At 42.0% G+C, this 13,854-nt stretch carries 12 protein-coding genes; 9 read left to right on the top strand and 3 right to left on the bottom strand.

Annotation, left to right across the window (positions count from 1 at the left end):
* Positions 1–20: 20 nt before the first annotated feature.
* Genes ftsH through B2746_RS02240 form a run of 6 tightly spaced genes read left to right on the top strand, consistent with a single transcriptional unit; the run spans position 21 to position 5,810 of the window.
* Entirely contained in the window at positions 21–2,042 is a 2,022-nt protein-coding gene (ftsH, locus tag B2746_RS02265) for an ATP-dependent zinc metalloprotease FtsH (RefSeq protein WP_290790579.1), read from the top strand.
* Positions 2,043–2,046: 4 nt separating this feature from the next.
* Positions 2,047–2,700 carry a LutC/YkgG family protein gene (locus B2746_RS02260; RefSeq protein WP_290790576.1) on the top strand — a complete coding sequence of 218 codons (654 nt, stop codon included), beginning with the start codon at positions 2,047–2,049 and terminating at the stop codon, positions 2,698–2,700.
* A gap of 10 nt (positions 2,701–2,710) precedes the next feature.
* Positions 2,711–3,121: a gamma-glutamylcyclotransferase family protein gene (locus B2746_RS02255; RefSeq protein ID WP_290790573.1), complete on the top strand. Its 411-nt coding sequence runs from the start codon at positions 2,711–2,713 to the stop codon at positions 3,119–3,121.
* Between the two features lie 16 nt (positions 3,122–3,137).
* On the top strand, positions 3,138–3,896 hold the full coding sequence (locus B2746_RS02250) for a UDP-2,3-diacylglucosamine diphosphatase (protein ID WP_290790570.1): 759 nt from the start codon (positions 3,138–3,140) through the stop codon (positions 3,894–3,896).
* Positions 3,893–4,708 carry a hypothetical protein gene (locus tag B2746_RS02245; protein WP_290790568.1) on the top strand — a complete coding sequence of 272 codons (816 nt, stop codon included), beginning with the start codon at positions 3,893–3,895 and terminating at the stop codon, positions 4,706–4,708. The genes B2746_RS02250 and B2746_RS02245 overlap by 4 nt, the downstream gene beginning before the upstream one ends.
* Positions 4,709–4,721: 13 nt before the next feature.
* Positions 4,722–5,810: a mechanosensitive ion channel family protein gene (locus B2746_RS02240; protein WP_290790565.1), complete on the top strand. Its 1,089-nt coding sequence runs from the start codon at positions 4,722–4,724 to the stop codon at positions 5,808–5,810.
* Here the strand turns inward: B2746_RS02240 and B2746_RS02235 are convergent.
* Positions 5,807–7,483: a chloride channel protein gene (locus tag B2746_RS02235; protein WP_290790562.1), complete on the bottom strand. Its 1,677-nt coding sequence runs from the start codon at positions 7,481–7,483 to the stop codon at positions 5,807–5,809. The two genes, B2746_RS02240 and B2746_RS02235, sit on opposite strands and share 4 nt — an antisense overlap.
* A 99-nt stretch (positions 7,484–7,582) precedes the next feature.
* Between B2746_RS02235 and B2746_RS02230 the strand changes: the two genes are divergently transcribed.
* Positions 7,583–8,263 carry a Crp/Fnr family transcriptional regulator gene (locus tag B2746_RS02230; RefSeq protein ID WP_290790559.1) on the top strand — a complete coding sequence of 227 codons (681 nt, stop codon included), beginning with the start codon at positions 7,583–7,585 and terminating at the stop codon, positions 8,261–8,263.
* A 3-nt stretch (positions 8,264–8,266) separates the two neighbouring features.
* On the opposite strand, the gene B2746_RS02225 is transcribed toward B2746_RS02230, so the two are convergent.
* Positions 8,267–8,896 carry a MerR family transcriptional regulator gene (locus tag B2746_RS02225; RefSeq protein ID WP_290790556.1) on the bottom strand — a complete coding sequence of 210 codons (630 nt, stop codon included), beginning with the start codon at positions 8,894–8,896 and terminating at the stop codon, positions 8,267–8,269.
* Between the two features lie 44 nt (positions 8,897–8,940).
* On the bottom strand, positions 8,941–9,912 hold the full coding sequence (locus tag B2746_RS02220; RefSeq protein ID WP_290790554.1) for a M23 family metallopeptidase: 972 nt from the start codon (positions 9,910–9,912) through the stop codon (positions 8,941–8,943).
* A gap of 103 nt (positions 9,913–10,015) precedes the next feature.
* On the opposite strand from B2746_RS02220, the gene alaS reads away from it, so the two are divergent.
* Positions 10,016–12,631 carry an alanine--tRNA ligase gene (gene alaS, locus B2746_RS02215; protein WP_290790551.1) on the top strand — a complete coding sequence of 872 codons (2,616 nt, stop codon included), beginning with the start codon at positions 10,016–10,018 and terminating at the stop codon, positions 12,629–12,631.
* A 120-nt stretch (positions 12,632–12,751) separates the two neighbouring features.
* Complete coding sequence (locus B2746_RS02210; RefSeq protein WP_414655269.1) at positions 12,752–13,810, top strand: PDZ domain-containing protein; 1,059 nt, start codon at positions 12,752–12,754, stop codon at positions 13,808–13,810.
* Positions 13,811–13,854: the final 44 nt, after the last annotated feature.

The following is a 13,854-nucleotide window of genomic DNA, read 5'->3' as shown; positions in this document are numbered from 1 at the left end:
TATCTATAGCTATCTAAAATATGTCACAAGAAGATCAGAAATCAAACGACAGGGGCGGATTTAACCGGATGCGGCCAAGAATGGATGGTAGTGGGAATGATCCCCGGCGCGGACCCAGATTTAATATTTACTGGGTTTGGGGGGCGCTGGCCGTAATTCTGCTTGGATTTAACCTGTTCAGTTCCTTTGCTCCAGATGCCAAACGCATCAATTTTGATGTGTTTAAAAATGAAATGCTGGCAAAGGGCGATGTTGCCAAGATCGAATTGATCAGCAACAAAAACCTTGTCCGGGTTTATATCAAACCGGAGAGTCTGAAAAAACCGTTCTATAAGGATAAACTTCCGAAAGGGTATAATCCGGCTTCCAGCGATAAAGCTCCTCAATTTGAGTTTACCATAGCTAAACCGGAAATTTTTACCGATGACCTGCGTGATTTTTATACAAAAAATCCCGAAATCAAAGAAGTTCCGCGTTATGACGAAACAGAAGGGGACTGGCTGGCGCCAATTTTCCAGTTTGTATTACCAATATTCATCATAGTGCTGATCTGGGTATTGCTCATGCGTAAAATGGGCGGCGGTGCCGGTGGCGGTGCCGGTCCGGGTGGAATTTTCAATATCGGAAAATCCAAGGCTCAGTTGTTTGATAAAGGAACAAAAGTGAATATCACATTTAATGACGTAGCCGGACTGGATGAAGCAAAAGTGGAAGTGATGGAAATCGTGGATTTCCTTAAAAATCCCAAAAAATACACCAATCTGGGTGGTAAGATTCCAAAAGGAGCTTTACTTGTAGGTCCTCCTGGTACCGGTAAAACCTTGTTGGCAAAAGCCATGGCAGGTGAAGCCCAGGTTCCCTTCTTCAGCCTCAGTGGTTCTGATTTCGTGGAAATGTTTGTTGGTGTTGGAGCAAGCCGTGTAAGAGACCTGTTCAAACAGGCCCGTGAAAAAGCACCTTGTATCATATTCATTGATGAAATTGATGCAATTGGTCGTGCCCGTGGTAAAAATGCCATTATGAGCAATGATGAAAGGGAAAGCACCCTTAACCAGTTGTTGGTTGAAATGGATGGATTCAGTGGAGAAAGTGGAATTATTGTGCTGGCTGCCACCAACCGTCCGGATGTGTTGGATACCGCCCTGCTGCGTCCGGGCCGATTCGATCGTCAGATCACTATTGACAAACCGGATGTAAAAGGAAGAGAAGCAATCTTTAAAGTTCACTTGAAACCAATCAAAGTTTCAGAGCAGGTTGATATTCATAAACTGGCTGAACAGACTCCGGGATTTGCTGGTGCGGATATTGCCAATATATGTAATGAAGCCGCACTGATTGCCGCCCGTAAAGGCAAGGAAGCAGTTGATATGAGTGATTTCCAGGATGCGGTGGACCGTGTAATAGGCGGATTGGAGAAGAAGAATAAAATCATCTCTCCTGATGAGAAAAAAATCATCGCCTACCATGAAGCCGGTCATGCTATCTGTGGATGGTATCTGGAACATGCTTACCCGTTGTTGAAGGTTACGATTGTTCCCCGAGGAACTGCTGCCCTTGGTTATGCGCAGTATACACCTAAAGAACAATATCTCTATAACACGGATCAGTTGTTGGATCAGATTTGTATGACCCTGGGCGGAAGAGCGGCAGAGGAAATTTTCTTCAGTAAAATTTCAACCGGAGCACAAAACGATCTGCAGCAGATTACCCGAATGGCCTATGCAATGGTGACCGTATATGGTATGAATGATAAAGTTGGAAACGTTAGTTTTTATGACCCGCAGAATGAAAACTCCTTCACCAAGCCTTACTCAGAAGAGACTTCCAAAATCATTGATGAAGAAGTACGTAAGCTGATTGATGCAGCCTATGAGCGCACTAAACAATTGCTTACTGACAAAAAGCAACAGGTGGAAATTTTAGCGGAGAAACTGCTCGATAAAGAAGTACTTTTCCAAAGTGATGTGGAACATCTGATCGGTAAACGTCCGTACGAAGAAAAAAAGACCATTGAAGTAGACGAGACACCGAGTATTGCATGAGGCCATGAAAGCATCAACAGCAAAAGAAAGTATTTTAAAAAAAATAAGGAAGGCGTTGAGTGAATCAACGCCTATTCCATTTCCATCAAGTGAAGGAAATCAGTCTGTTTATCAGCCAGCATCAGATGAACTTGATATGTTATTCGCAGAACAGTTCGGCAAATTACAGGGCAAGTTTGTATTCTGCCTGAATGAACTGGAGATGCAATTTCAACTAGAACAATTGGCTCAGCAGGAGGGATTCAAAAAAATTTATTGCCGGGAAACAGGTTTTCGTTCTTCCATCAGCAGTGATGCACTCGCTGGTTTATTGATGAATGATACATCTCCTGAGGCACTTAAAAATTGCGATGCTGCCATTACAGGTTGTGAATGTCTGGTTGCACGAACCGGTACTATTGTGTTGAGTAGTGCACAGGAAAGTGGACGTACTTCCAGTGTATATGCTCCTGTTCATATTTGTATCGCAACCACCAGCCAGTTGGTTTATGATATAAAAGACGGACTTCGTCTTCTGAAAGAAAAATACGGATCCAACCTGCCCTCTTTCATAAGCTTCGCAAGCGGACCCAGCCGCACGGCAGATATTGAAAAAACATTGGTAGTTGGCGTACACGGACCAAAAGAAGTTTATCTTTTTCTGGTCGATAACTCTTAAACCTTTACCCATGCTATTATTCGTTTATGGTTCATTACGCAAGGGGTTTCACCATCCAGCCTATGCGTATGTCAGTCAGCATTTTGACTTTCTTTCCGATGCAAAAGTGAGGGGAGAACTTTATGACATGGGTGAATATCCCGCTGCAGTTCCCAGCCAGGAGGAGCGATTTATACTGGGTGAATTATATCAGCTGAAGCCTGAAGCAGAATGGGATTGGGCGATTGCACAGTTGGACGATTACGAAGGTGTTGCTCCGGAAGAAGGGGAGCCGGCTTTGTATAAAAGAGAAATGACCCGCGTCTACTGTGCAGATGGTTCAGGTTTTGAGGCCTGGATTTACTGGTATAACGGAGATATTACCGGAAAGCCGGCAATTACCAGCGGTGATGTTTTACAATACCGTCGCGATAAGGGATAATAGTATATTTGCGACCATGCAATTGGAAGCCGGAAAGAAAATTTATTTTATCTCAGATTTTCATCTGGGTGCGCCGGATCACGCCCAAAGTCTGAAACGGGAAAAAAAAATCGTTCAGTTTCTGGAACGGATTGAGCCGGAATTGGGACAGCTTTTTATAGTTGGTGACCTCTTCGATTTCTGGTATGAATACAAAACAGTGGTACCCAAAGGTTATGTCCGGTTGCTGGGAAAACTGGCTTCCTTAACCGATAAAGGTATACCTGTTCATTTTTTTGTTGGCAATCATGATATGTGGGTAAATGGCTATTTCGAAGAAGAGCTGAATATTCCTGTTTACCATGAAGAAAAAAGAGTTGAATTCAATGGGAAGAAATTTCTGATTGGCCATGGGGATGGCTTAGGCCCGGGTGATCATGGTTATAAATTCATTAAGAAAGTATTTCGTAATCCTGTTTGTAAATGGTTCTTTGGTGTGTTACATCCGAGCTGGGGTATTGGGATAGCCAATTATATGAGTCGTAAGAGCCGGGCAGCAACCGGACAGTCGGATGAGATTTTTCTGGGTGAGGATAAGGAATGGCTGATTCAGTATTGCCGGGAAGTTTTGCAAAAAGAAAAATTTGACTATTTTATTTTCGGCCACCGGCACCTGCCCATTGATTTCAAACTGAATGAAGAAAGCCGATATATAAATCTTGGTGATTGGCTGCGTTATGATTCCTATGCTGTATTTGATGGGAAGGAAATACGTCTTGAATATTATACACCATGAAGAAATTGCTTTTATTCGTGCTTTTCCTGTTTCAGCTGACTGCGTATTCAGCTGGAAAGGAATTGTTGACTGATAGTTTTCAACTAAAAACTGTTGTAGGTGAAAACCTGATCGGATTTGCGGTAGATAATCTCGGTTATATGTATCTGTTAGATGCAACCGGACAATTGAAAAAACTTTCTCCCAACGGTGATTCAGTTGGTGTATTTAATGATGTACGACGATACGGAAAATTGTTTTCAATGGATGTCTCTAATCCATTAAAGGTATTGTTATTTTACAAAGATTTTGGAACGATCGTTGTATTGGACCGGTTTTTGAATAATCGTTTAACCATCGACCTTCGAAAACATCAGATTTTCCAGGCAAAAGCAATTGCACAATCTTTTGATAATGGAGTTTGGGTATATGATGAACTGGAAGGCAGGTTAAAACGATTGGATGATGGAGGGAATCTTAAAGGTGAGACAGTTGATTTCAGGGTAATCTTTGATGACGCACCTTCGCCTGAATTTATCACAGATGCAGGTCGTCTGGTTTATTTATATGATCCGGTTAAGGGATTGTTTGTGCTGGATTATTTTGGAACACTCCGAAATAAAGTTGCTTTACTCGGCTGGACAGATGTTCAGGTAATAGGAGGCAGGGTAATGGGAAGAAAAAACAACCTGCTGGAAAGTTATATTCCGGGAACGCTTGAATTAAAAGAACAGGCAGTTCCTGAAATTTTGGAAGGGGCTGTAAAAGTGCAGGTATCAATGGAGTTTCTATATGTTTTGAAATCAGGTAAATTACATATTTACAGTTTATAAATAAGCAAGAGATATGAGGGATGTATTGGACTACATATTTTTGGAAAACACGGTTCGGGCATATCTTATTTGTTTCGGTGCTATTCTGCTGGCTATCTTTTTTAAACGTTATTTATCACGTGTTTTATCAAGGATAATTTTTAAGATCATCAAGAGCAGATCCTGGAAAATTGATCAGTATTCTTTTGTGGAATTGGTTTTTCAGCCAATGCAGGTTTTTCTGATTATCTCTATAACGATGATTTCTTTAGAAAATCTCAGTTTTCCACAAGTTCTGAATGCGAGAATTTATCAGGTTGAAATTAGAACAATAGTTGCCAGCGTTGCCAAAGGAATCTGGGTTATTACCTTTATCTGGCTCATGCGGAGAATGATCGAGTTCATTGCCATGCTGATGGAACAGAAAGCCAATCTCACGGAAGATATGGCAGATAACCAGATGGTGGTTTTTTTCAAGGATTTTTTTAAGGCGGTGTTGGTGATTCTTGGAATATTGCTGGTGATCCGTTTTTCTTTTAATAAAGATATAACTACCTACCTGGCGGGACTTTCAATCGTAGCGGGTGCGCTTGCCCTTGCTGCCCGGGAAAGTCTGGAAAACCTGATTGCTTCGTTTATCATATTTTTTGATAAACCCTTTCATGTAGGAGATACTGTAAAAGTGCAACATATAACCGGCACCATTGAACGAATCGGACTTCGAAGCACCCGTCTGAGAACCGATCAGAAAACTTATGTAAGTGTTCCGAACAAACAGATGGTGGATAGTATCATGGATAATCTCAGTTTACGTTCACAGCGAAGGGCTGATCTGAAGCTGGAACTTTCTTTAAAAACATCTTCTGTAAAACTGGATCATGTTGTGGCGGGGATCAAGAATATTTTAAGTCATCCGGCAATTGAAAATTATACCTGTTTTTTAAGTGATATCACGGCAAATTCATTTCAGATTCATGTTGAATATTACAGTGGTATGATACCGATAACCGAGTTCAATCAATTGAAGCAGACCATCAATCTGGATGTTTTGCGTTTATTGGAATCTATGGATGTGGAGTTGGCAGGAGAAACAAAAGAGGTGCTGATTGCGAAATCGAATTAATGAATTTTCAGTGTTTTTCTCCAGAATACGATGATCCGTTTTGTTTTGTTTGGAGAATGATAACTTGTATCCTTTCTTTTTGAAAGATGGTAAAAATCGATGATTGACTCTTTGCTTATCAGTCCAAGAATTTCTGAATTGTTTTTTTCAGACAAAATTGCGAGTCTGTCAGTTTTCTTTTTTACCATTTTATTGATCGCTATTCCAATGGTTTCTTTTTCTCCGATTGTTTCTGAAACAGCATGATTTTCTTCAATTATTCTTGCAGCAGTAACAGGTGCATATTGTAGTATATCGGGTTCATAGGTATCAGGGGTAAGAATGCCTCTTCGATTAATTTTTTCACTCATGATACTTGTTTTCATAAGCAACATTGAAATCAGATAAGCCATTGTGCAACCGGCAAGTACAGGATAGAGGCCATTAAATTGTCCCGTTGTTTCTATGGCAAACACAACAGATGTAAAAACTGCTCTTGATGCTCCGGCAAAAAGAGCAGCCATCCCAACCAGCGAGCAGGTAACAATGCTTATCCCAGTTGATGGAAAAATTTCAATAAATAAAAGCCCCAAAAGAGCACCCAGTGCACCGCCGATTGTTAGGAGGGGCGCCAAAGTACCTCCTGAAGTACCACTACCCAGTGAAATTGACCATGAGATCAACTTAAAAATGAAAAGGGATATCAACATAGCTGGAGTAAACTTACCATTGAGAACGCCATGTATATTTTCATAACCAACGCCTAATGTATTAGGAGCATAATAGCCTGCAATACCAACAGCTACTGCCCCTATTGCCGGCCACCACATCCAATGGATGGGAAGTCGTTCGAACTGATCTTCTATCCAATAAATTAATTTTGATATAATAACTGATACAATTCCAATAATTGCACCTATTAAAATGTAAATCCAAATGGAAGAAAGCGTTGCGGCTTCAATGGAAGCGGAATGAAACACAGGCACGCTTTCAAAAAGTAACAAATGCATTGCGGCACCGGTAATACATGCAAGTGCAACCGGGATTATTGACTTGGGAGAAAATTCAAAGAGTAATAATTCGAGGGCAAGCAGAATTGCAGCCATTGGAGTTCCAAAAATTGTGGCCATACCAGCTGTTGCACCTGCCGCAAGTAATGTTTTTCTTTCGCGGGAGGAAATATGAATCATTTGACCAATCCAGGAACCAAATGCACCACCTGTTGCAATTATTGGTCCTTCTGCTCCAAATGGTCCACCAGTACCAATTGAAATTGCGGCAGAAACCGGCTTAAGAATGGTTAAGGCCGGGGGTATTTTGCTATCTGAGCTGATGATTTTTTCCATCGCTTCAGGAATTCCGTGGCCACGAATAGCTTTGGAGCCGAATCGCGCGATTAATCCTACAATTAAAGCGCCTGCAATTGGAACTAATAGTACCCACCGGCCTAATGCATTACCGGCGGGTGAGGCTGGTTCAAAAGAAAATTTTCCAAAAAAGGATAGGTTGGTAATCAGATCAATGAGTAAAACCAGGCCTTTTGCAATTATGCCAATCACTATTGCATTCAGTATAGCCTGAAGTGAAAGATAAACAACCCTTTTATTGATTGATTTTTTAGAAAAGGATTGAATTCTTGCGGTTAGAAATTGTAAGGATGGTGCAATTGAAAATGGGTGATATTTGTTGGCCATACTAATTAACTATTTGGCAAAAATATTGTTTATGCAATAAAAAAATGAATATTTAGATAAAAAACAGATGAATAATATTGTTTAAAACTATTTATATATATGGTTAATGATTGTACTGTTTCGGCTGCCTGCCTGATTTGTCAGACTTGTAATGCCGAATGGAAAGAGCTGGTTATGCTCAAAAGAGAGGTTAAAAAGTATAAAAAGGGCCAGCAGTTAATAGTAGAAGGTGATCCGTTCGAAGGAATCTTTTTTATAAGGAAAGGCGGATTAAAAGTTCATAAAAACTGGCAAAATCAGAAAGATCTGATAATACGATGGGCTTCAGTAGGTGATGTCATTGGTCACCGTGGTTATGGGATTCCGGAATTATATCCGGTTTCCGCAACTTGTCTGGAACCGGTTGAAGCCTGTTTTATTGACAAGGATTTTTTGCAAGCAAGTTTGCTTTCAAATGCCAGATTTTGCCATGCCCTGTTAAATGTATTTTCCAATGACTTGAAAATTGCGGAAGAAAGGATGAAACAATTGGCTTTGATGGATGTAAAGGGCCGGCTTTCTCTGAGTCTTTTTGAATTGGAGAAAAAATTCGGAAAGGATGATAATGGGTTTATCAATATTTCTATTTCCCGTCAGGATATCGCATCATATGCCGGAACAATATATGAAACTGTATTCAAGATTTTTACTGAATTGGTACGAGCCAGAATAATAAAAACAGAGCAAAAAAAGCTGGGCATTATTAGGCCTTTTGAACTGGCAAAGTTCTCAGCAGAATAACCCTTATAAATTCGCTTTTAATTCTAACAGGAAGGCTTTTAACTGTTGCAATTTTTGAATTACCTGGAACTGTGATTCCATTTTTTTCTTTTGTCCTTTTAAATGTTCCCGCGCACCTTCCAGTGTGAACTTTCTAACTCTTACAAGGTGGTAAATAAGATGCAGGAATTTTACATCTTCCGGGCGATAAAACCGATCCCCCTTTCTGTTTTTGCGGGGTTTAAGCATGGATTCAAATTCATTGCTCCAGGTTCGGATCAGCGAAGGGTTCATCCGAAACATATTGGCCACATCCCCGATGCTGTAATATTGTTTGGTAAAAAGTTCCTCGTCCGATGGAATTTCCACAAGGTCAGCTTCTGCTGCAATTTCTTTTAATGATTTCCGGCCTCTTTTTCCCGGAGTGGCTGATTTCCAGACCTTTTCTTTGAGTTTGCGGCCGGGTTTACGACGGATGCTAACAGCGGTTGAATCGGTGGTGAGGTCTATTTTTATTGGAGCTTCCGCATTTTTAACAGGCGGTTCAATTGATTGTGGAGCAACCAGGGCGGGTTGATCAGGTTCACTAACAGCAGGAGGGCCTGTAGGTTCCAGGCCAAAATCAAGCGTTATTTGTTGAAATCCCTTCGACATCAGTGCATAAAGATACAATGGTCGTGCCGCAATTCAGAGGACGATTAATCAAAACTTTGGTTGCTTGCCGCAGCCATTTTAAGGAGACGGTCGTATTGTTCGGGTGTGAGATCGTTATAGAAGAAATACACAGGGTCGAGTCGTTTTCCGTTTTTATGGACTTCATAATGCAAATGGGGGCCGGTTGATTTCCCTGTGCTGCCTACATAACCAATGATTTCACCCCGTTTGACTTTCTGTCCGGATTTGGCTTTGATCTTATACATATGTCCGTATAGCGTTTCATACCCATAGCCATGATTGATAATGACATGGTTTCCATATCCATTACCGGTATTGCCGGCAAGTTTGATAGATCCGTTTGCGGTTGAATAGATCGGTGTTCCCTGTGGTGCAGCAAAATCAAGTCCGGCGTGCATTTTCACCGTTTTATATACCGGATCAATCCGGTATCCGAAGCCAGAGGCAATTCTTCGAAGGTCGGAATTGCTGACAGGTTGAATAGCAGGGGTGGCAGCCAGCAGAATTTCCTTGTTTTTGATAAAACCATCGATATCATCGTAGGATTTATGTTGGAAAGCAGCTCTTTTTATGAGGTTGTTCAGGTTTCCAACGATATCTGTATAAAGCGCATCGGCGTCCATAGCCTGTACCAGCTGTATTTCCTTCTGCTTCTCCATTTCTTTCACGCGGGCACTATCAGGGATGGGACTTGCTTCAAAAATCGACCGGTAAATTTCATTGTCTCTTTTCTCCAGTTCAGTCATCTGCTGCTTTAGTTTGCCAAGCTGCATGTTGAGCAGATCGTAATTGTCGCGGGCCCGCTCATAATTTTGGCGAAGGATTTTTTCCTTGGGAGAATCCAGGTATTGAAAGGCGATGGAAACAATAATGAGGGCAGTTACCAGAGAACCGGCGATAAATCCAAGCGCACGCAGCAATTTCACCCGCAGTGGGGTTTCCAGCTTCTCATACCGAAGGGTTGTAGGGTTATAGTAGTATTTGATTTTTTTCATATATGCCTGCACAGCCCATTTCCTTAGCTTTGCACCACTTTCACCGGCTATGCGCAAATATAGCGGGCGAAGCTAAAAATACGCTCAAGAATCATTCCGAATTATGTTGACAAGCGCCGAAATACGAAAAGCTTTTTTAGATTTTTTTGCATCCAAAGGACATGCAATTGTGCCATCAGCGCCGATTGTAGTGAAAAATGATCCTACTCTGATGTTTACCAATGCCGGTATGAATCAGTTCAAAGATTATTTTTTGGGTAACAAAACCGCACCCTATAAAAGAGTGGCTGATACCCAAAAATGCCTTAGAGTAAGTGGCAAACATAACGATCTGGAGGAGGTTGGTGTGGATACTTACCACCATACCATGTTTGAAATGCTGGGTAATTGGAGTTTTGGAGACTATTTTAAAGATGAAGCAATCGAATGGAGTTGGGAGTTATTAACCGTTGTTTATAAAATTCCTAAAGATCGGTTATACGTCACCGTTTTTGAGGGAGATCCATCTGAGAACCTCCCTGCCTCCACTATTGCTTTGGCAAAATGGAGAACATTGGTTGAGGAGGATCATATCGTATTTGGCAATAAAAAGGATAATTTCTGGGAGATGGGGGATACCGGACCCTGTGGTCCATGTAGCGAAATTCATGTTGATTGCAGGTCCGAAGCTGAAAGAGCTCTTTTGCCAGGCCGCGACTTGGTGAATAAAGATCATCCTCAGGTAATCGAGATCTGGAATAATGTATTTATTCAATTCAACCGTAAAAAAGACAGGTCTCTGGAACCTTTGCCTGCTACTCACGTAGATACCGGAATGGGCTTTGAGCGACTTGTTCGGGTATTACAGGGCAAAAGCTCCAATTACGATACCGATGTTTTTACCGGAACAATTGCTGCTACCGAAAAAATTACCGGTAAAACCTATGGATTCAGTGATAGCCGTGCGGATATTGGTTTCCGGGTAATTGCAGATCATATTCGCGCCATTGCATTTACTATTGCAGATGGGCAACTGCCTTCGAATACAGGGGCAGGTTATGTTATAAGAAGGATATTGCGCAGAGCTGTTCGATATTACTATTCTTATCTTGATTACAAACAACCATTGCTATTTCAATTGATGCCGGTTCTGGCTAAGCAGTTTGAAGCGGTATTTCCGGAATTGATGAAGCAGCTTGATTTTGTTAGTAAAGTGGTGAAGGAGGAAGAAGATGCCTTTTTGCGCACGCTGGATAAAGGATTGAAGAAAATGGATGATATCATTGCTTCTGCCGCCACTTCAATTAATGGTGCAGCTGCTTTTGAATTGTATGATACCTATGGATTTCCTCTTGATTTGACCATGCTTATAGCGAGGGAAAATAAGTTGGAAGTAGATGAAGATGGCTTTAAAAAAGAAATGCAGGAACAGAAGAATCGTAGTCGCGCAGCAACTGTGGTTGATACGGAGGACTGGGTAAGTTTTCAGGAAGATCAGGCATCCTTGTTTGTTGGATATGATCAGTTGGAAGTGGAAACCAAATTGATTCGTTACAGAAAGGTTACAGCAAAGGGTAAGGAAGCCTATCAGCTGGTGCTGGCCGAAACGCCGTTTTATGCCGAAAGTGGCGGACAGGTTGGGGATACAGGGATTCTTTCGTTTGAAGGGGAAGAAATTACGGTACTGGATACCCGAAAAGAGAATGACCTGATTATTCAGATGGTGGATAAATTACCGGTTAATATAAGTGGTATTGTTACAGCCCGGGTGGATCAGGTTCGCAGGCGACATACAGCGGTACATCATTCGGCCACGCATTTATTGCATGCTGCATTAAGAGAGGTATTGGGTGTTCATGTGGCGCAGAAAGGATCATTGGTAAATGCCGAACACCTGCGATTTGATTTTTCTCATTTTGCCAAGGTTGGAGAGGATGAACTGGTTCGGATTGAAGCTTTGGTTAACGAAAAGATCCGCCAGAACTGGCCGGTAGTAATTCGCGAAATGGCAAAAGAAGAAGCGGTAGGTATGGGAGCGATGGCATTATTTGGTGAGAAATATGCCGATCTGGTTCGGGTAGTAACGATTGATCCTTCTTATTCCATAGAGTTGTGTGGTGGAACCCATGTAAAAGCGACGGGCGAACTGGGCTTTTTCAAAATTGTTGGAGAATCGGCCGTGGCAGCTGGGGTGCGCAGGATGGAAGCAGTGGCAGGTAGTGCGTTTTCCGAATGGCTGGCTGATCAAACAGCGCAGTTGGATGCGGTGAAGCTTGCGTTCCGGAATCCGAAGGAATTAAGTAAATCCATTGATGCAGTGCTGGCGGAGAATGCTCATTTGAAAAAACAATTGGAGAGTCTGGAGAACCGTGCGTTGGTGGGCATAAGGAATGAGTTATTGCAAAAAGATGAAATCCTGAATGGCATCACATTCATAGGCGATATTGTTGAGGTAGCCAACGCAGATGCATTGAAAAAGCTCTGTTTTGATCTGAAGAATAACCTGAATGACTATGTGGTAGTGCTGGCTGCGAATATAGGCGGCAAGCCATCCGTAGCCATTTCTATTGCTGATACCGTAGTAGCAGCCCGCGGCCTGGATGCCGGAAAACTGATTAAGGAAAAAGTTGCGCCTCTGATCAAAGGCGGGGGTGGGGGACAAAAGAACCTGGCTACAGCCGGAGGCCAGGATGCCAGCAACCTTGCTGCGGTAATTGCTGCTATTCGGGCATCTCTCTGATGGTTCACCCGACCGGTGCCACCCGACCGGTGCAGAGGATTTAACATTTCCGAAATATTTCGTAGATTGAAAACTTCTCTTATATTTGATCTACGAAAATCACCGTAAATGAAAAATAGCATGAAATCTATTCAACTTATTGCTGCCGGGATGGGGATCTTCCTGGCACTGGGGCTGCCGGTAAAGGCACAGCAGAAAGAAAAGGAAGGATTGGGGGAATATGATCAGATTATTATTAAAAGGAAGGGAGAAAAAGGGGAAAAAGGGGAAAAGGGGGAAAAAGGTGGAAAGGGAGATAAGGAGGTGAAGTTGACGATTGTAATTAAAGATGATAAAGTAGAGGTGAATGGCAAGCCGTTGGCGGAGTTTGATAATGACAGGGTTGCCATAATGAAGAAAAACATTATTGTTCGGGATGGCAATACGATGAGGTTTACGGTTCCCCGTCAACCGCGTTCACCTTTTCAGGATGGTGGAGTTCAGTCCTGGAATGGACAGAGTCGTATTATTGAATTGAATAATGTAAATAAGGCATTTCTTGGAGTCTCAACAGAAAAATCAGAAAAAGGAGCCTTGATTATGCAGGTAACCAAGGGAAGTGCAGCAGAAAAAGCCGGATTAAAAAATGGGGATATCATTACAAAGATCAATGATATAAAAATTGAGAATCCGGATGGTCTGACAAAAGCAATTGGTAAATTCAAGCCGGAGGAAAAGGTGAAAGTTGGTTATTTAAGGGAGGGTAAAGCGGCTGAAGTAAGTGCGAGTCTGGGTAAAAGGGCAGCTACCTATACAATTAATAGTCGCGAGCCATTTGTGCTGCCATTCAACGAAGAAAATTTTGAATTTGACGGATTTGGCAATAATGATATCCATTTTAACTGGAATGGTGGACAGCCAAAACTGGGAATAAAGGCACAGGATACCGATGATGGTAAAGGGGTGAAAGTATTGGAAGTGGATGAGGAATCGGCTGCTGAAAAAGCCGGTATAAAAGAAGGCGATATTATCACGTCTTTTGACGGTAAAGCCATCAACAGTGTAAATGAACTCCTGGATGGAAACAGCTTAGCCAGGGAGGCCAAAAAAATAAGTATTCCGATTGAATATCTCCGCAATGGGCAGGTACAGAAAGTGGAATTGAAAATGCCGAGAAAGCTTCGTACAGCGGAGCTGTAAGAACAGATAACAACGGTGACAAAGGAGGAAAAGTAGGCAAAGGG

This window comes from Flavihumibacter sp. UBA7668 (assembly GCF_002483205.1).
Lineage (GTDB): Bacteria > Bacteroidota > Bacteroidia > Chitinophagales > Chitinophagaceae > Flavihumibacter.
This window is presented reverse-complemented; position numbering and strand designations above follow the sequence as displayed.